At 65.7% G+C, this 18,797-nt stretch carries 11 protein-coding genes; 10 read left to right on the top strand and 1 reads right to left on the bottom strand.

Annotation, left to right across the window (positions count from 1 at the left end; genetic code table 11):
* The first annotated feature begins 110 nt into the window (after positions 1–110).
* The 9 genes from QSV36_RS13470 (at position 111) to QSV36_RS13510 (ending at position 16,789) form a co-directional block, all read left to right on the top strand.
* Positions 111–893, top strand: a complete 783-nt coding sequence (locus tag QSV36_RS13470; RefSeq protein ID WP_289132277.1) for an efflux RND transporter periplasmic adaptor subunit — start codon at positions 111–113, stop codon at positions 891–893.
* Positions 890–2,209 carry an efflux RND transporter periplasmic adaptor subunit gene (locus QSV36_RS13475; RefSeq protein WP_289132278.1) on the top strand — a complete coding sequence of 440 codons (1,320 nt, stop codon included), beginning with the start codon at positions 890–892 and terminating at the stop codon, positions 2,207–2,209. Before QSV36_RS13470 ends, QSV36_RS13475 begins: the two co-directional genes overlap by 4 nt.
* Complete coding sequence (locus QSV36_RS13480; protein ID WP_289132279.1) at positions 2,206–4,302, top strand: site-2 protease family protein; 2,097 nt, start codon at positions 2,206–2,208, stop codon at positions 4,300–4,302. Before QSV36_RS13475 ends, QSV36_RS13480 begins: the two co-directional genes overlap by 4 nt.
* Before the next feature lie 24 nt (positions 4,303–4,326).
* Positions 4,327–5,127, top strand: a complete 801-nt coding sequence (locus tag QSV36_RS13485) for an aspartyl/asparaginyl beta-hydroxylase domain-containing protein (protein WP_289132280.1) — start codon at positions 4,327–4,329, stop codon at positions 5,125–5,127.
* Positions 5,115–6,134 carry a sulfotransferase family protein gene (locus tag QSV36_RS13490; protein ID WP_289132282.1) on the top strand — a complete coding sequence of 340 codons (1,020 nt, stop codon included), beginning with the start codon at positions 5,115–5,117 and terminating at the stop codon, positions 6,132–6,134. The genes QSV36_RS13485 and QSV36_RS13490 overlap by 13 nt, the downstream gene beginning before the upstream one ends.
* Positions 6,135–6,268: 134 nt before the next feature.
* Entirely contained in the window at positions 6,269–6,772 is a 504-nt protein-coding gene (locus QSV36_RS13495) for a GNAT family N-acetyltransferase (protein WP_289132284.1), read from the top strand.
* A 66-nt stretch (positions 6,773–6,838) separates the two neighbouring features.
* A complete protein-coding gene (locus QSV36_RS13500) occupies positions 6,839–7,429 on the top strand; it encodes a phage tail protein (protein WP_289132286.1) in 591 nt (196 codons plus the stop codon).
* A gap of 211 nt (positions 7,430–7,640) precedes the next feature.
* On the top strand, positions 7,641–15,224 hold the full coding sequence (locus QSV36_RS13505) for an Ig-like domain-containing protein (protein ID WP_289132287.1): 7,584 nt from the start codon (positions 7,641–7,643) through the stop codon (positions 15,222–15,224).
* Between the two features lie 68 nt (positions 15,225–15,292).
* Positions 15,293–16,789, top strand: coding sequence for a TolC family protein (locus QSV36_RS13510; protein ID WP_289132288.1), 1,497 nt, complete (start codon positions 15,293–15,295; stop codon positions 16,787–16,789).
* A gap of 6 nt (positions 16,790–16,795) precedes the next feature.
* Here the strand turns inward: QSV36_RS13510 and cysC are convergent, their stop codons facing one another.
* Entirely contained in the window at positions 16,796–17,401 is a 606-nt protein-coding gene (cysC, locus tag QSV36_RS13515; protein ID WP_289132290.1) for an adenylyl-sulfate kinase, read from the bottom strand.
* 219 nt (positions 17,402–17,620) lie between these two features.
* On the opposite strand from cysC, the gene QSV36_RS13520 reads away from it, so the two are divergent.
* A complete protein-coding gene (locus QSV36_RS13520) occupies positions 17,621–18,784 on the top strand; it encodes a GGDEF domain-containing protein (RefSeq protein ID WP_289132291.1) in 1,164 nt (387 codons plus the stop codon).
* Positions 18,785–18,797: the final 13 nt, after the last annotated feature.

Raw genomic sequence — 18,797 nt, forward strand, 5'->3', positions numbered from 1 at the left:
GGCTGCGCTCGGATGACCTGGCGTGCAGGTCAGCGTCGGTCAGTGTGATATATCCGTGCCATCATCTTTGTCGTACACTCCGGCCACCGCGTTCACAAGGAGTGTGCACCATGCGTCCTGCCATCTGCCTGGCCCTGGTCTTGGTTGTGTTGCAGTTGCCGCTGGCGGTTGCCAGTGAAGCAGCAGGCGACCCATTGCTGGACGCGCCATCCCGCAGCGATGCAGGCACCGGGCAGAATGCCCGCGGTGTGCTGCGCGCTCGCGATCACGCGGTCCTGGCCAGTGAACTGGCCGGGCGCATCGTCGAGATGCCCTATGCAGAAGGTGAAGACTTCAAGAAGGGCAGTACCCTGGCGCGCTTCGATTGCGCTGCTTACCAGGCCCAGCTCAACGCCGCCCAGGCGGCGGTACGCGCTTCCCGGGAGGAACTCGACCACAATCGGCAACTGGCCGCCCTCAAGTCGGTCGGCCGCTACGAGGTTTCCCTGGCCGAGGCCAGGCAGGCCCAAGCCCAGGCCGAAGCGCAGGTGTACCAGGTGCAGGTCAGGCGCTGCGTGGTCAATGCACCGTTCGATGGCCGTGTGGTGCAACGCCGTGCCCAGCCACACGAAAGCGTACCCAGCGGGGCGCCGCTGCTGGAAGTGGTGGACAACCGCTCGCTGGAGATTCAGCTGCTGGTACCATCGAACTGGCTCGCACGTCTCAAGCCTGGCCAACCTTTCCAGTTCACCCCGGATGAAACCGGCCGACCGCTGCAGGCGCAGGTCAAGCGCGTGGGGGCGCGGATCGATGAAGGCAGCCAGACCCTGCTGCTGATCGGCGAACTGCCGCGAGACGCCCAAGGGTTGTTGGCGGGCATGAGCGGTACGGCCATTTTCCCGGAACAACCATGACGGCCGCCGCCAACGGCATGGCTGAGCATGCCTTCGCCCGGTTTCTGGGGCTGGAACGGCAGGCTCGCCAAGCTGCCAGCAGCGAGCAGTTGGCCTATGCCATGGTCAACGATGGCCAGGCGCTGTTTGGCTTTCGCCATGCCGCGCTGTTGATCGAAGGCAAGGTCCAGGCCCTGACTGGTATCAGCGTGGTGGAAAGCAATGCGCCATTCGTGGCCTTTGTCGAGCGCGCCGCCAGGCAGTTGCAGGCCGCAGGTGCTGCTGATGCCGCCGCAGCGGTCAACCCGGCGATACTCGATGCGCAGGTGCGCGACGACTGGCAGGCTTTGTCTGCTGTGCAGGCTTTCTGGCTGCCGTTGCACAACCGTGAAGGGCAAACCTTCGGCGGCCTGTGGCTGGCACGCGATAACCCGTTCAACGCTGCCGAGCAAGCCCTGCTGGTGCACCTGGCAGAAGCCTATGGCCATGCCTGGCAGGCCTTGCGCCCGGCGCGCCCCTGGCGCCTGCGCTGGCCACGGCGGCGCCTGCTGGCGCTTGTGGCGCTGGCCGTGGTGGTGCTGTGCATACCGGTACGTCAGTCGGTGCTGGCGCCCGCCGAGGTGGTGCCGCGCGGTGGCCAGGTGGTGGCCGCGCCGCTGGACGGTGTCATTGCCGAGTTCCGGGTCAAACCCAACCAGACGGTCACCGCCGGTGAACTGTTGGTGCGTTTCGACGATACCTCGCTCAAGGCGCAGGCGGATGTTGCCGAGCGTACCTTGGGGGTTGCCGAGGCCGAGCTCAAAGCCAGCACCCAGCGCGCATTCTCCGATGCTGATTCCAGTGCGCGCCTCGACCTGCTGGCTGCACGGGTCGAGCAGAAGCGCGCCGAGCTCGACTACGCCCGCCAGTTGCTGGCACGCAGCGAAGTGCGCGCCGAGCGGGATGGCATTGCCGTGTTCGCCGACGCCCAGCGCTGGACGGGCAAGCCGGTGCAGACCGGCGAGCGCCTGCTGCAACTGGCCGATCCCGCCAAGGCCGAGCTGCGCATGGAGTTGCCGGTGGGTGACGCCATCGCCCTGCAACCGGGGGCCGAGGTGGCGCTGTTCCTGGACAGCGATCCGTTGCACCGGCACCCCGCGCAGCTCGAGCGTGCTGCCTACGAAGCCCAGGCCACGGCTGCCGGGCAGTTGGCCTATCGGCTGGACGCGGCGTTCGTCGAGGCGCCGCCACGCATCGGCCTGCGTGGCACCGCCAAGCTGTATGGCGAGCGTGCGCCGCTGGCCTATTACCTGCTGCGCCGCCCGCTGGCGGCCGCGCGCCAAGGGCTGGGCTGGTGATGCTGCCGGCCCTGCGAGCCGACTTGCAACTGTCGCCGGCGGCCGCGGCGCTGGACGGTTCAGTGCAATGGACCTTGGCCGACCCTCTGCGCGGCCGTTACTTCAAGCTCGGCGCAGCCGCGGTGCGCTTGTTGCACCACTGGGGCCTGGGCGATCCGCAGCAGGTACTGGCGGCGGCCAATGCCGAACCAGGCGCGCGACTGCAAGCCGACGAACTGGACGCCCTGCGAGCGTTCCTTGCTCAACATGACCTGCTGACCGCGCAGGATGCCGACCAGCGTCAGAGCTACGCCAGCAAAGCCGCGGCCACCCGGCAGAGCGTCTGGAAGAAGGCGCTGCACCAGTACTTGTTCTTCCGTATCCCGTTGTGGCGTCCGGACGCTTTCCTCAATCGCACTTGGCCGCTGCTCGAGCGCCATGCCGGCTGGCTGCTGCGCTTTGGTCTGCCCGCGTTGCTGCTACTCGGCGTATTCCTGATGGCTCGCGACTGGTCGCGTTTCATCGCTACCTTCCCGCACCTGTTCAGCCTGGGCGGCATGTTGGTCTTCGGCCTGGCCCTGGCCTTTGCCAAGCTTTGCCACGAGTTCGGCCATGCCTATATGGCCAAGCGGGCCGGCTGTCGGGTGCAGAGCATGGGGTTGGCCTTCATGGTGATGCTGCCGATGTTCTATACCGACGTCAGTGATGCCTGGCGGGTAAGTGATCGGCGTTCGCGGCTGCTGATCGATGCCGGGGGCATCTTCGCCGAACTGGTCCTGGCGGTGCTGGCCCTGCTGGCCTGGTCGCTGCTGCCCGATGGGCCGCTGCGCACGGCAGCGTTCATGCTCGCCAGCGCCACCTGGATCACTACCTTGCTGGTCAACCTCAACCCGTTCATGCGCTTCGACGGTTACTTCCTGGTCAGTGACCTGTGGGGCGTCGAGAACCTGCAGCAACGCGCCTTCGCCCTGTGCCGCTGGCGCCTGCGCGAGGCGCTGTTCGGCTACGGCGATGCCAAGCCCGAGCCTTGGCCCGAAGGCCTGCACAAGCGCCTGCTGGTGTGGGGTTATGGTGCCTGGTTGTGGCGTGCGGTGTTGTTCTTCGGTATTGCCCTGGCGGTGTACCACCTGTTTTTCAAGCTGCTGGGCATTTTCCTGATGCTGGTCGAACTGGCGTGGTTCATCGGCCTGCCAGTGTGCAAGGAAGTGCAGCAGTGGTGGCAGCGGCGCGGCCGGGCACAACCGCACAAGGCCCTGCGCAGTGGCCTTGGGTTGTTGCTGCTGCTGGCGCTGCTGGTCGTGCCGTGGCGCGGTGCGGTGGAAGTGCCGGCAATGCTCGAAGCGTCCCGCGTGAGTGCCTTGCACGCCCCGCTGGCGGCGCGCTTGAAGCGTTTGCTGGTACAGGATGGCCAGCAGGTCAGCCAGGGCCAATTGCTACTGGAGCTGGAATCGCCCGACCTGGATTCGCGCCAGGCGATCGTTCGCCGTGAAATTCAGACTCTCCAGTTGCTGCTGCGCCGGCAGTCCGGGCGCAGTGCCACCGCCGGCGACGCTGGCGTGCTCGAGCAGCAACTGGCCGAAGCGGTGGCGGAGTTCCGCGGCCTGGCCGCGCAGCGTCAACGGCTACTGCTGCGCGCCCCTTACGACGGGGTGGTGCGCGACCTGCCGGCTGGGCTGGCGGCAGGGCAATGGCTGAATACCGCCCAACCCCTGGGGCGTATCGTCGAGCCTGGGGTGCGCTTGCGTGGTTACCTGGCCGAGGCCGAGTTGTGGCGAGTGGCGGCGGGCATCGAAGGCCGTTTCATTGCTGATGACCCATTGCGTGCGGCAGTGCCAGTGCGCCTGGAACAGGTAGATGCCACCGGGGCGACTTACCTCGAACTGGAAGCCTTGGCTTCTGATCGCCACGGCCCGATTGCCGTGCGCCGCGACAGCCAGCAGCGCGCGCAACCGCTACACGCGCAGTACGGCGTATGGCTGAGCCCAATGATAGCAAGCGCCGACGTTGCTCAGCCGCTGCGCGGCGTGGTGGTGCTCGACGGTGCCCGCGAGTCGTTGCTGCAAGCAGCCTGGCGCCGGTTGGCAGCGCTGGGCGTGCGTGAGAGTGGTTTCTAGAACTGTCCGGTTGAAGGAGTGCCCATGCCCGAACTGCTGTTGCCACGCTGCGCTCGCCTCGACCTGGCCATCGACCTGCCGGCAGTGCTGACGGCACTCCAACGGGTAGCCTGCGATGCCTGGCAGCCGCACTTCAACAGCGGCTACCACCAGGGCGACTGGAGCGGCGTGGCCCTGGTGGCCGCCGAAGATGCCGTTGTGCCGCTTGCTCCCGGTCAGGGCGCTGCGCTGCGGTTGGCCTGGTGGCAGCGAGAAGCGGCCTGGGAGGCGCTGCTCGCGCCGTTTGCCAGCTCGCTACGCGCTGCCCGTCTGCTGCGCCTGGGGGCGGGCGCGCGCATCCATGAGCACCGTGACCCGGACTTGGGCCGGCCAGGCGGCTGCCTGCGCTTGCATGTGCCGTTGCTCAGCCCGGCCGGCGTGGAATTTCTGGTCGATGACTTGCAAGTGCCCATGCGTCCAGGCGAGTGCTGGTTCATCGACCTGTCACGACCACACCGGGTCGACAACCCAGGGCCAGGTGAGCGCATTCACCTGGTGCTCGATTGCCTGCCAGATCCGTGGCTGCTGACCCTGATCGAAAGTGGCCGTGCACAGACCCCAGGCTTGTGCCTGGGCAGGGCGGGGCAGGCGTTCGAAGATTTTCGCCAGCAGGTGGCGCGGGACCCGGCCCTGGCCGCTCGTCTGCAGGCCCATCAGCAAGCCCAGGCCTTCGTGGCCGAGGCCATCCGCCTTGGCGCAACCCTGGGGCTGGCATTTTCCGAGGCCGAAGTGCTCAGCGCCATGCGCCGGGGCCGGCAAGCATGGAGCGAGCAATGGCGAGCCTGAATTACGCGGCTGATTTCCACGGTTGGCTGCCCATCCGCCTGTGGCGCAAGGACGGCGACTGGCGGGTGGACTGGTGCTGGTTCGGTGAGCGTCACCTGAGCAAGCCGTTTTTCCGTGACGAGGTCGACCTGGCCCTGCGCCTGCCGTTCAACCAGGCGCTGCGCCGTGACAGCGATATCCAGGCGCTGCTTGACTGGCACGCATGCAGCCCGGGCCTGGCACCATCGGCCTTGCTGTTCCACGCCTCGCGTTGTGGCTCGACCTTGGTGGCGCAGTTGTTGGCCAGCCAGGTGCACAACATCGTGCTGTCCGAGCCACCGCCACTGGACAGCCTGTTACGCGCGCCGCTGCAGGATGCCGCTGCCGCAGCCTGGCAGGACGCAGCGCTGCAGGCGTTATTGTCCGCCTACGGCCAGCGCCGCCGGGGCGATGAGCGCCAGTTACTGGTCAAGCTCGATGCCTGGAACGTGTTCGACGCTCCCGTGCTGGCGGCGTTGTATCCGCAGGTGCCACGGCTGTTCCTGTACCGCGACCCGCTGGAGATTGTCGCCTCGCAGTTGCGTCAGGCGGGCATGCAACGGGTCCCGGGCCTGCTCGGGCCGTCGGCTTTCGATGTGCTGTTGCCGCAGGCCGGGGCCATGGGCGTGGTGGAATACACCTGCAGAATGGTCGGCGAAATCCTCAACGCAGGGCTGACGTTGTGCCGGCAGCATGGCGGTATTGCGGTCAACTACAACGAATTGCCCGATGCAACCTGGGGCCGGCTTGGCCTGCTGCTGGGGCTGGCACCCGGCGCTGAGCAAACCTTGCGCCAGGTGGCAGCCTTCGATGCCAAGCAACCGGCGATGAACTTCAGCGCCGACAGCCAGCGCAAACGCCAGGAAGCCAGCGAAGCGGTGCGCGAGGGTGTGCGGCAATGGGCCATGGAACCGTACAACGCCCTGGAAGGCCTGCGCTTGAGCCAGGCGCAGGCGCAGGCGGGGGGGAACCCTCGAACAACTGTTTGATAAAAGTGCATAGCGAGCCTGATGGAATGGTGGCGATTTGCCGCGGAGTTCGGCTACGCTGTTTCCGATATGCAGGGCATCCACAGGATGTGCGCCCCTTCCCAAGGGGCTGACTATTGCAAGGACGCGACACCATGGCCAGCTTCGACGTGCACCTGCGCCCCATCACCGACGCCGACCAAGCGTTCCTGCGCACCCTCTACGGCACCACCCGGGCTGACGAAGTCGCCATGCTGCCGTGGGACCAGGCTGTCATCGAGACGTTTCTCGAGCAACAGTTCAAGGCCCAGCACGCCCATTATCAGACGCATTTTGCCGACGCCGATTTCTCCCTCATCGAAATCGCCGGTGAAGCGATCGGCCGCGCCTACCTGCTGTGGGCCGACAGCCATCTGCAAATCATCGATACCGCCCTGATGCCTGCCTGGCGTGGCCGGGGCATCGGCAGCGGGCTGATCCGCCAGTGGTTGGCGCAGGCCGATCGACAAGGCCTCAGTGTCGGCCTGCACGTGACCTTGCACAATCCGGCGCTGCGCCTGTACCAGCGCAACGGTTTCGAAGTGGTTGGCGACAACGGCCTGTACCTGGAGATGCGCCGGCCGGCGCTCACGGTTTTTCACGTCGACAGGCCTGCCTGACGACGCGCGTCAAATTCCGCGGGGCTGTGTGGCCCGCTCTATAGCGTAGTCATAGGAGATCGGAAAATGAGTGAGCCATTCCTCGGTGAGATCAGGATGTTCGCCGGCAATTTCGCGCCGCGTGGCTGGGCGCAGTGCCAAGGGCAGCTGTTGAGCATCGCGCAGAACAGCGCGCTGTTCGCCATCCTCGGTACCACCTATGGCGGCAATGGCCAGACCACGTTCGGCCTGCCTGACCTGCGCGGCCGCATGCCCGTTGGCGTGGGTACCGGGCCGGGTCTGCCGACTGTGGACCAGGGGGAAATGGCCGGGGTCAACCAGGTGAGCCTGCTGCCGCAGAACCTGCCGCCCATCACCGTGGCGATCCCCGCCAGCAAAGCCAGTGTCGCCATCCCGGCGGTTGTCACCGATGCCAACCTCGGTGAGCCCACCACCGCCAGCGTGCTGGCCACACCTTACGACACCACCGGTTCGGGAGCGGCAGCGAGCATCTATTCCGATGCCGCCGCCAGCACCACCCTGAAGCCGTTCGATGCCAACATTCCGGCGGTGAACGTGGTGGCGGGCGGCAGCTCGATCCCTGTCCCGGTACAAGCGCCTTACCTGGGCATGAACTTCATCATTGCCCTGGAAGGCATCTTCCCGAGCCGCAACTGATCCAGGGCGGAACAGCATCGCGGGGCTGTTTGCTGCCCTGCGATGCCTGGGGGCCGATTACAAGCACGCCGCTGCACGGGCACAACGACAGGAACAACCAGCCGCAAGGCTGACTGAGGTCGACATGGCTTTCTGGAAACGCAACCGTTCGCACGCACAACCCACTGTTTCCGTGAACCGTCCGAGCCTCATCCAGGCGCTGGAACCGCGCATGATGTTTGACGCCTCGGTAGCCGTGGTCGCCGACCAGGGCGCCCAGGCCGTGGAAGCCGCAACGGCCAAGGACCCCAGCCTGGCCAGCGATGCGAGCAGCACGCCGGACACTGAAGCTGCGCACCAGGTCGCCCCCGCAACGGCGCCGGCCAGCACTGCTGCGGGCAGCCACGAAGTGGTGTTCATCGACTCCGCCGTCAGTGACTACCAGAAGCTGATTGCCGGCCTTCCCGCAGGGGTCGAGGTGGTGGTGCTGGAAAACGGCAAGGATGGTTTCAGGCAGATTGCCGATTACCTCGATGGCCGTAGCGACGTGACCAGCATCGATATCATCAGCCACGGTGACAGTGGCTACGTCTACCTGGCCGGCAATGCCGTGTGGACCAACCAGTTGGCCAGCCACGCCAGCGACCTGGCGCGCATCGGCGCCAGCCTGGCGGAGGGTGGCGACATTCGTTTCTTCGCCTGTAACACCGGCGCAGGCAGCGATGGCCAGCTATTCGTTGACCAGGTGGCGCGGCTCACCGGCGCCGATGTCGGCGCTTCGGCCAATGCCACCGGCAATCGCGCCGGCGAGGACTGGCAGCTGGAAACCGTCTCCGGGGTGCTGGCGACAGATACGGGCGTGCAGCGCGGTGACCTGTCGGCGTTCACCACCTCGCTGGCGACCATTACCGTTACCGACACCGATGCATCTTCCACGGCGCTCAACGGCAAGGTGTCGTTGGCCGAGGCCATCCAGGCGGCCAACACGGATGCTGCGGTGGATGGCTCCAGCGCCGGCAGCGGCAGCGATATCATTGTCTTCCACCAGACGCTGAAAGGGCACACCATCCGCTGGTCCACGGCTTCAGCGCTGTTGGTTGCCAGCAATATCACCATCAACGGCGACGTCGATGGTGACCGCCAGGGCGATATCATCCTCAGCGGCGATGTCAACAACAATGGTTTGCGCGATGCGGTCGAATCGTCGGGCCTGCAGAGTAACAGCGGCGGTGCGTTGACCGTACGCAACCTGGACTTCCGCTATTTCTCCGGTAACTTGACCGGCGGTGCAATCCGGGCCAACTCGGGCTCGATCACCGTCGAAGATTCGAACTTCCAGGACAACGCCGGTGCCGTGATCAACTCGGCGACCACGGTAGGCTCCACGGTGATCGTGCGCAACACCACCATTCACGACAACGATGGCAGTATCGTCAACGCTACGGCCATGTCGTCACTGGTCCGCCTGGGTGGGGCCAACAACCACGTGCTGGAAAACGTGGCGATCTACGACAACATCGGCGAATACGGTGCCACTGGCGTCGTCGCCGCCGGTGCAGTGATCGTGCTGAACAATACCGGCGGCTCGGTGAGCATCGTCAACAGCACCATTGCCAACAACATCTTCAGCACCAGCACCGGCACGATCAGCTCGGCCGGTCTTGGTTGGTCTTCGGGCAGCGCTGGCACGGTGACGGTGCAGAACAGCATCCTTACCGGCAACACCGTCAACGGCGTCGCGCTGGATGCCGCCACCAACAACGGCAGCGGTGGCGGCTATACCAGCACCACCAACCTGATCGGCGTTTCGGTCGACTTCGTCAACGCTGCAGGCGGTGACTACCGCCTGGCCTCGACCGCCAGCAATGCGATCGACCAGGGCACTGCTGCCGGTGCCACGCTCACCGACCTGCGCGGCTTTGTCCGGCCGCGTGGCGCCGGGGTGGACATCGGTGCCTACGAGGTGCTGTATGCCGCCCCGCCCGTGGTCGACCTGGACACCACCACCGGCGGTAACGACAGCACGGTGAACTTCGCCGGCACGCCGGTGGCGATCGTACCCAACCTCAGCCTCACCCAGACCGATGGCGACACCCAGGTCAGCGGCGCTACCCTGACCCTGAGCGGTGTGGTGGATGTCGGCAACGAAACCCTCTCACTGAGTGCCGGGCAGATTGCCAGCGCAGCCAGCTTCGGCATCACTGTCAGCGGGTCGGGCAGCACGGTGCTGACGCTGAGCGGTGTCGCCACCTTGGCGCAATACCGCGCGGTGCTCGCCGCGGTAACCTACGGCAACGCTGCCGTGGCCTACACCAGCGGTACCCGTAGCGTGGCGGTCAGCGTCAACGACGACATGGGCAGTACCAGCCGCACAGCCTCGGTGGTGGTGCAGCCGCTCAATAGTGTGCCGGTGATCGGCAACCTCAATGGTGACGGCGTCACCTTCACTCAGGGCAGCGGCGCGGTGCTGATCGACAGCGGTGGCAATGCCACGGTCAGCGACAGCGATTCCGCCGATTTCGCCGGTGGCAACCTGACCGTGGCGATCAGCGCCAATGGCGTGGCCAGCGAGGATGTGCTGGGGCTGCGCAACCAGGGCACTGGCGCCGGGCAGATCGGTGTCAGTGGCAGCACGGTGAGCTATGGCGGGGTCACCATCGGCAGCGTGACTGGAGGCAGCGGTGGGGCCAACCTGGTGGTTACGTTCAACGCCAATGCCAATGCGGCGGCAGTGCAGGCACTGGTGCGCAACCTCACCTACGAAAACAGCAATGCCGGCAACGCCATCGGCCAGGCCAGCCGCACCCTGAGCATCACCCTCAATGACGGTGACGGGGGCACATCCGCTGCAGCTGCGGTGCAGGTGGCGATCCAGGAAACCATTGCCCCGACTGCCACGATCAGCATCAGCGACACGGCCTTGAAAATTGGCGACACGGCCACCGTGACCATCACCTTCAGCGAGGCGGTGAGCGGCCTGACCCTCGCTGACCTGAGCGTGGCCAACGGTAGCCTGAGCGGCCTCGCCAGTTCTGACGGCGGTATCACCTGGACCGCGATCCTGACGCCGAGCAGCAATGTCAGTGATGCCAGCAACCTGATCACCCTGGACAACACCGGGGTCAGTGACCTTGCCGGCAATGCCGGCAGCGGCACCACCGATTCGAACAACTATGCCATCGATACCTTGCGCCCGACCGCCACCATCGTGGTAGCCGACAGCGCCTTGCGGGCCGGCGAGACATCGCTGGTCACCCTTACCTTCAGCGAGGCAGTAAGCGGTCTTGCCGTTGCCGACCTGAGCGTGGCCAACGGTAGCCTGAGCGGCCTCTCCAGCGCCGATGGTGGTATCACCTGGACCGCCACCCTGACCCCGGGCAGCAACGTCAGCGACACCAGCAACCTGATCACCCTGGATAACACCGGGGTGACCGACGTGGCTGGCAATAGTGGCAGCGGCACCACCAGCTCCAACAACTACGCCGTCGACACCCAGCGCCCGACCGCGACCATCGTGGTGGCTGACAGCGCCCTGCGCATCGGCGAGACCACCACGGTGACCATCACCTTCAGCGAGGCGGTAAGCGGTTTTACCCTTGCCGACCTCAGCGTCGCCAACGGCGCGTTGAGCGGGCTCGCCAGCGCGGACGGCGGCATCACCTGGACCGCGACCCTGACGCCGGACAGCAGCGTCAGCGATACCAGCAACCTGATCACCCTGGATAACTCCGGGGTGACCGACGTGGCTGGCAATAGCGGCAGCGGCACCACCAGTTCCAACAACTACGCCATCGACACCCAGCGCCCGACCGCGACCATCGTGGTGGCTGACAGCACCCTGCGCATCGGCGAGACCACCACGGTGATCATCACCTTCAGCGAGGCGGTAAGCGCTTTTACCCTTGCCGACCTGAGCGTGGCCAACGCTAGCCTGAGCGGTCTCGCCAGCGCCGACGGTGGCGTTACCTGGACCGCGACCCTGACCCCAAGCAGCAACGTCAGTGATGCCAGCAACCTCATCACGCTCGACAATACCGGGGTAATCGACGTGGCGGGCAATGGCGGCAGCGGCACGACAGACTCGAACAACTACGCCATCGACACCCAGCGCCCGACTGCTGTGATTACGGTCGCCGACACCACCCTCACGGTCGGCGAGACCACCACGGTCACCATCACTTTCAATGAAGCGGTGACCGGCTTGAGCACCGCCGACCTGACGGTGGCCAATGGCACCCTTGGCGGGCTGAGCAGCGTCGATGGCGGCGTCACCTGGACCGCCACCCTGACGCCTGCCAGCGGGATCAGCGACACCAGCAACCTCATCACCCTGGACAATACCGGTGTCGCCGACCTGGCCGGCAACGCGGGGCTTGGCAGCACTCAGTCAGCCAACTACATCGTCAACACCGTGGCCCCCACCGCCACTGTCGTAGTAGCCGACAATGCGCTGAGCGTGGGCGAGACCACGCTGGTCGTCATTACCTTCAGCGAAGCAGTGACTGGTTTCGACAACAGCGACCTCAGCGTGAGCAACGGCACCTTGAGTGCCGTGAGCAGCAGCGACGGCGGCATTACCTGGACGGCGACATTCACCCCGACCAGCAATGTCGAGGACGCGAGCAACCTCATCACCCTGGACAACAGCGGTGTGGTAGGCGCCAGCTCTGGCAATGCCGGGGTCGGCAGTACCGACTCCAACAACTTTGCCATCGACACCCAGCGCCCGACGGCCAGCATCGTGGTTGCCGATAGCCAGCTGGGCATCGGCCAGACCAGCCTGGTGACCATCAGCTTCAGCGAAGCGGTGAGCGGCTTCACGCTTGCTGACCTGACGGTGGCCAATGGCACCTTGAGTGGGCTGAGCAGCGTCGATGGTGGCGTGACCTGGACCGCGACCCTGACGCCGGCCAGCGGGATCACCGACACCAGCAACCTCATCACCCTGGACAACAGCGGCGTGTCCGACGCGGCGGGCAACGCCGGCAGCGGCAGTACCGCTTCGAACAACTACAGCATCGATAGCCAGCGCCCGACGGCGACCATCGTGCTGGCCGACAGTGCGTTGCGTGCCGGCGAGACGACCCAGGTCACCATCACCTTCAGCGAAGCGGTGAACGGCCTCGACCTGGCCGACCTCAGCGCGCAGAACGGCACCCTGGCCAACCTGGCCAGCAGCGACGGCGGCATCACCTGGACCGCGACCTTTACCCCGGCGCTGGCGGTGCAGGATGCCAGCAACGTCATCAGCCTGAACAACAGCGGCATCGCCGACCTGGCCGGCAACGTCGGCACCGGCACCACCCAGTCGGCCAATTACACGGTCAATACCGTGCTGCCCAGTGCCACCATCGTGGTCGCCGATAACGCGCTGCGTGCCGGTGAGTCGAGCCTGGTGACCATCACCTTCAGCGAGGCGGTGAGCGGCTTCGACAACAGCGACCTGAGCGTGAGCAACGGCAGCTTGAGTGCCGTGAGCAGCAGCGATGGCGGCGTGACCTGGACGGCGACGTTCACCCCGGCCGCCAACGTCGAGGACGCCAGCAACCTCATCAGCCTGGACAACAGCGGCGTGGTCGGCGCCTCCGGCAATGCCGGGGTCGGCACCACGGACTCCAACAACTATGCCATCGACACCCAGCGCCCAGCGGCCAGCATCGTGGTTGCCAACAGCAGCCTGGGCGCCGGCCAGACCAGCCTGGTGACCATCACGTTCAACGAGGCGGTTAGCGGCCTGTCCCTGGCCCAGCTCCAGGCCGATGACGGCGTGCTGAGCAGCCTGGCCAGCAGCGATGGCGGTATCACCTGGACGGCCATCTTGACCCCGAGCACCGGCAGCCAGAGCAACGGCAACCGGGTGCACCTGGACACCAGCGCGGTCACCGACGCCCAAGGCAACCACGGCGACAGCACGGCGCAGTCCAATGCCTATCTCGTCGATACCCGTGCGCCGAGCGTGACCAGCGTCGGCGGGCCGGTTGCTGGCGTGACCTACAATGTCGGCGATGCGTTGGTGTTCGTGGTCAATGCCAGCGAGGCAGTCGAGGTCAATGGCGCTCCGCGGCTGCTGCTGGACCTGGGCGGGCGCGCGGTCTACGCCGAGCTGGTGGCCGGTGCGGGCACGGCGACCCTGGTATTCCAGTACATCGTCCAGGCCGGCGACAACGACAGCGACGGTATCAGCGTGACGGGCCTGGCGGCCAACGGTGCGAGCTTGAACGATGCACTGGGCAATGCCATGAACCTTACCTTGAACAACATTGCCGATATGCGCCAGGTGCTGGTCGACACCCAGGCACCGACCGCGCTTGCCATCGTCACGCTCGACCCATCGCCAAGCAATGCACAGAGCGTGCGCTTCACCGTGACCTTCAGCGAACGCGTCAATGGCGTGGACCTGAGTGACTTCAGCCTGGCCAGCAGCGGTTCCGCCAGCGGTACGTTGAGCGGCCTGCGCCAGCTCGGCGAAGGTGTCTACGAAATCACCGTCAGTGGCGTGAGCGGCACCGGCACCTTGGGGCTGAACCTCAAGGCCAGCGGTACCGGCATCAGCGACGTCGCCGGCAACCTGCTCGGTGGCGGCCTGGTGGGCGCGGCCTACAGCATCGATCGCGACGCGCCCACGGTAAGCAGTGTCGGCGTGCCGGCCGGGGTCGCCTACAACGCGGGTGATGTCCTGACCTTCGTGGTCAATACCAGCGAAGCGGTCATCGTCGATGGCGTTCCACAGCTGGCGCTGGACATCGGCGGGCGTACGGTGTTTGCCGATTTCGTCGCCGGATCGGCGACCACCACGCTGGTGTTCCAGTACCGCATCCAGGCCGGCGACAACGATGCCGATGGCGTGCAGGTACTGGGCCTTTCGGCCAATGGTGCGACCCTGCACGACGCGCTCGGCAATGCGCTGAACCCGGGGCTCAATGCAGTGGGGGACAGCGCCGGAGTGACTGTCGACACGCGTCTGCCAAGCGTCGAGTCGATCGTCCCGGTTGCGCTTTCCACGCCCGGCAGCCAAGCGTTCACGGTCACCTTCAGCGAGGAGGTCAGGGGTGTCGACCTGGCTGATTTCCAACTGGTAGCGACCGGCAGTGCCACGGGCACCTTGCAATCGCTGGTGCGTATCGACGGCCATACCTGGCAGGTCAATGTCGCTGCAGTGGCGGGTAGCGGCACGCTGGCACTGGCGCTGAAAGCCGATGACACAGGCATCAGTGATATTGCCGGGAATGCCCTGGTGGGCGGTTTCAGCGGCCAGGGCCAGCCATTGCCGTCCAGCGATGGCGACCCAGAGTACCGTGCCTATCCGCCTGCCAAAGCGGGCCTTCCCGGCTCGACTGCAGCGGTGCTCGCGCCGCTTGCAGCGCCGCTGCCGCCGTTCCAGTCGCCGCTGGTGCCGCCGCCATTGTTCGAGGTGCCGAGCCCGGGCGGTGGCTTACCGACTGTTGGCGATATCTTCATTGGCAATGGCGCCTTGGCGCCAAGCTACCTGGCCCAGGTTTTCGTGGGCCAGCAGCATGCCCTCGGCGATGGTTCCGGCGCGGGCTTCCTCGGCTTCGGCGGCGGCGATGCCAATGTGTTCGGGGCCAGCAGCCTGGCCAATATCTTCGACAAGATGCTGCCGGATGACGGCGGCCAGTACGAGCTGAACGGGGGTAAACCATGGCGCCAAGGCGCCGAGGCCGGGGCAGGCAAGGGCCTGTCCGGGGCACCGACCCTCAGCCAGCAATTGCAGGCATACAGGGACAATGAGCAGCGCCAGGTCAGCAAGCTGGCCCAGGCGCTGGGACAGATCAAGGCAGCTATCCCTCAGGCGTGAGCGTCGGCCATGAGGGGCGACAAGACCAGAAAAACAAGCAATTTGCCGTGCCAAAGGGGGCGGAAGGGATGAGTAGAGCGTCAAGGATATTTGCGGTGAGCCTGTTGGCGTTGGCGGTGACCGGCTGTGCCGTCAAGACCCAGCCGATCGAGCGCAGCGTCAGCGAGCAACGGGCACGCCAGGACCTGGCCAGCATGTTCAAGGGCCAGGAGGCGTTGCAAGGCCCGCTGACACTGCACCAGGCGATGGCCCGGGCAGTCAAGTACAACCTGGAAGCTCGCCTGAAGGTGATGGAAGAAGCCCTGGCCCAGCGTCAGGTGGACCTGGCCACGTTCGACATGCTGCCCCGTATGGCAGCCTCCGCGGGCTATGCCGGGCGTAGCAACGTCAGCGCTTCCAGCAGCCGCAGCGTGCTGACCAATACCCAATCCCTGGAACCCTCGACTTCCCAGGACCGCGACCGGGACGTGGCCGACCTGACCATGGTCTGGAACGTGCTGGATTTCGGCGTCAGCTATGTCAGTGCCAAGCAACAGGGCGACCAGCGCCTGATCGTGCAGGAGCGCCGCCGCAAGGTGGTACAGACCATCATTCAGGACGTGCGTTCGGCGTACTGGCGGGCAGTGGCCGCCGAGCGCCTGCTCAAGCAGATCGACACCTTGATGGCGCGGGTCGAGCAGGCTCGCGACAACAGCCAGCGCATGGGCGACCAGCGTATTGGTGACCCGATCCAGGCGTTGACCTACCAGCGGTCGCTGATCGAGGCGACCCGCCAGCTGGAAGAGCAGCGACGGGCCTTGTCGCTGGCCAAGACCGAACTGGGCGCGTTGATCAACCTGCCGCCGGGCAGTGAACTGACCCTGGCGGAGAACACCGATTATGCCGTGCCCGAGTTGAAGGTGGGCCTGGACAGCCTGGAACAGCAGGCCTTGGCATCGCGCCCGGAACTGCGCGAGCAGGACTACCAGGCGCGCATCAGCGCCGCCGAGGTGCGCAAATCGATGCTGCGCATGTTGCCGGGGCTGGAGTTCTCCGCTGGTGGCCATTACGACAGCAACAGCTTCCTGACCAACCAGCACTGGGCCGACTATGGTGTGAAGATCACCTGGAACCTGTTCAATGTGCTGTCTGGCCCAGCCTCGATCGATGTGGCCAAGGCTGGCGAACAGGTGGTCGAGGCTCGCCGCCAGGCGATGTCGATGGCCATCCTCGCCCAGCTGTACGTGGCCAATGCCAACTTCAGCGAGGCCCGCCGGCAATTCGCCACGAGCCAGCAACTGGTTGTTCTCGACCAGCAGATCGTCGAGCAACTGCGCAACCGCCATCAGGCCGAAGGCATTGGCGAGCTGGAGCTGATCCAGGGCGAGCTGAACGCCTTGCAGGCGGATCTGCGCCGCGACCTGGCCTATGCCGAGTTACGTAACAGCTATGGCCAATTGTTCGCCAGTGCCGGGCTTGACCCGCTACCGGCGACCCTGCCGTCCGGCGAGCTCGCCGACATCGCCCAGGCCCTGAGCAGCAGCGAAGCGCGCTGGCAGCAAGGGGACCTCACGCCGGGGTCCTGAGCCCGGTCATCGAGCGGGCTGGGGTGACTGTTGCTCCAGCACCTGCTCGAGTGCCTGATGCAGGACATGCTCCTGTACATAGCGCAGCAACTGCTGCTGCGATACCTCGGCTGCAACACTGGCAGTGTCTACCACCAACTCGGCGTGCAGCGGCGTCTCGTAAGGTGCATCGATGCCGGTGAACCCCCGCAGCTCGCCGGCCCGTGCCCGTCGATACAGCCCCTTGGGGTCGCGTGCCTCGCAGGTTGCCAGGTCGGCGCTGACATGCACCTCATGGAACCCCGTTTTGCAGGCCTTGCGTGCGGCGGCACGATCGGCGCGATAGGGTGAAATGAGCGCGGCGATGCAGATCAGGCCGGCATCGGCGAACAGCGCGGCGACCTCGCCGGCACGGCGGATGTTTTCGTGCCGGTCGGTGGGGGTGAAACCAAGGTCGGCGTTCAGGCCGCTGCGCAGTGCATCGCCATCAAGCACATAGCTGACCTGTCCCAGCGCGTTCAAGCGGCAGGCCAGGGCCATGGCCAAGGTTGATTTGCCTGCACCGGACAGGCCGGTCAGCCAGATGACCGCTCCACGTCGGCTCGGCTGGCGCTCGCTTGCGGCAATGGGCACGTCGATCCCCTCCCTGATAGATAGGCCGAGTGTAGTGTGCCGCACGGCACGTGTCAGGCTACGCTTGCGGGGTAGGGCGTGGCTGGGACCGTTTTCGTGACGACGCGTGATTGGCTGCCCAGACGGGCAGCGAAACATTTGCACGTATGCGCTCTGTAGAATCACTGACAGCGCATACAATCGCGTCCTTCCTCGTTAACCAGACAGGCCAATCCGTCCATGGCGCTTGATCCACCCACGATGCTGACCATTTCGATCGCCTTGGCTGCTGCCGCGGCGTTGTACCTTGCGATCGAATGGCGCAGTGTCCGCGAGCCGTCGCTGCTGTTCTGGAGCGCAGGCTTTGCCACCATCACCGTCGGTTCGACCCTGGCCTTGCTGCGCGGCATCGGTCTGCTGCTGATCGGTATCTGGTTCGCCAACGGCTTGCTGGTGGTGGCGCACGGGCTGTTCCTGATGGGCGTATTGCGCTTCACCCAGGTGCGCCTGTCACGTCGCTGGTTGCTGGTAGTCCCGTTGTGGTTCGCCTTGCTGCTGTTACCCGTAGGGCCGCAGTGGTCGAACGTGATGCTGATGGCCAACTCGTTGCTGGTGGCACTGCTGACGCTCAAGGCCAGCCTGTTGTTGCGGCCGCACGGCCGGTCGCTGAGCGTTGGCGCGGTGCAGTTGCGCTATGTATTGCTGGTGCATGGGCTGTTCTACCTGGGCAAGGCGGTCATCGCCATCACCCCGGGTACGCTGATCGACCTGGCCACCTTCGGCGGGCTGATCATCCAGGTTTCCCTGGTGGAGGGGACGATGGCGATCATGCTCATCGCCTTGTCCATGACCGGCACTGTGCGCTACCGGCGCGAGGAGCGGATCGCCCGGCTGGCAGCGCGCGACCCGTTGACCGCGCTGTATAACCGGCGGGCCCTGGAGGTGCGCGCAGGGCCGTTCTTCAAGGACGTGAGCCCGGCGCAGCCCGGGGCCTTGCTGCTGATCGACATCGATAATTTCAAACTGGTCAACGACCTGCACGGGCATGTGGCAGGCGACCGCTTGCTGGTCGCCCTTGGCGAGATGATCCGCACGCTGCTGCCCGAGCGCTCGCTGGCAGCCCGCCTGGGTGGCGATGAGTTCGTCATTTTGCTGTGCGGCACAAGCAGCGAACGGGTGCTGGAACTGGGTGGGTTGCTGCGTGAGCAGTTCCAGCAGTATGCCGGCAACACGGCACCCACGCCGCAGCCCGTCACCTTGAGCATCGGTGCCAACCTGTTCGATCAGCCACCGGCAAGCCTGGCGGCGCTGATCGAGCAGGGCGATGTGGCGTTGTACCAGTCCAAGCGCAGTGGACGGGACAGTATCCGTTTTGTCGAAAGGCCGATGGCCGACCTCGGCTGAGGGCCTTATGCCG

Origin of the sequence: Pseudomonas sp. BCRC 81390 (genome assembly GCF_030341915.1) — a bacterium.
Classification (GTDB): Bacteria; Pseudomonadota; Gammaproteobacteria; order Pseudomonadales; family Pseudomonadaceae; genus Aquipseudomonas.

Coding starts and splice junctions, on each gene's coding strand:
- QSV36_RS13485 (WP_289132280.1), top strand. CDS start 4,327: ATGCCCGAACTGCTGTTGCCACGCTGCGCTCGCCTCGACCTGGCCATC.
- QSV36_RS13520 (WP_289132291.1), top strand. CDS start 17,621: ATGGCGCTTGATCCACCCACGATGCTGACCATTTCGATCGCCTTGGCT.
- QSV36_RS13495 (WP_289132284.1), top strand. CDS start 6,269: ATGGCCAGCTTCGACGTGCACCTGCGCCCCATCACCGACGCCGACCAA.
- QSV36_RS13500 (WP_289132286.1), top strand. CDS start 6,839: ATGAGTGAGCCATTCCTCGGTGAGATCAGGATGTTCGCCGGCAATTTC.
- QSV36_RS13475 (WP_289132278.1), top strand. CDS start 890: ATGACGGCCGCCGCCAACGGCATGGCTGAGCATGCCTTCGCCCGGTTT.
- QSV36_RS13505 (WP_289132287.1), top strand. CDS start 7,641: ATGATGTTTGACGCCTCGGTAGCCGTGGTCGCCGACCAGGGCGCCCAG.
- QSV36_RS13510 (WP_289132288.1), top strand. CDS start 15,293: ATGAGTAGAGCGTCAAGGATATTTGCGGTGAGCCTGTTGGCGTTGGCG.
- QSV36_RS13490 (WP_289132282.1), top strand. CDS start 5,115: ATGGCGAGCCTGAATTACGCGGCTGATTTCCACGGTTGGCTGCCCATC.
- QSV36_RS13470 (WP_289132277.1), top strand. CDS start 111: ATGCGTCCTGCCATCTGCCTGGCCCTGGTCTTGGTTGTGTTGCAGTTG.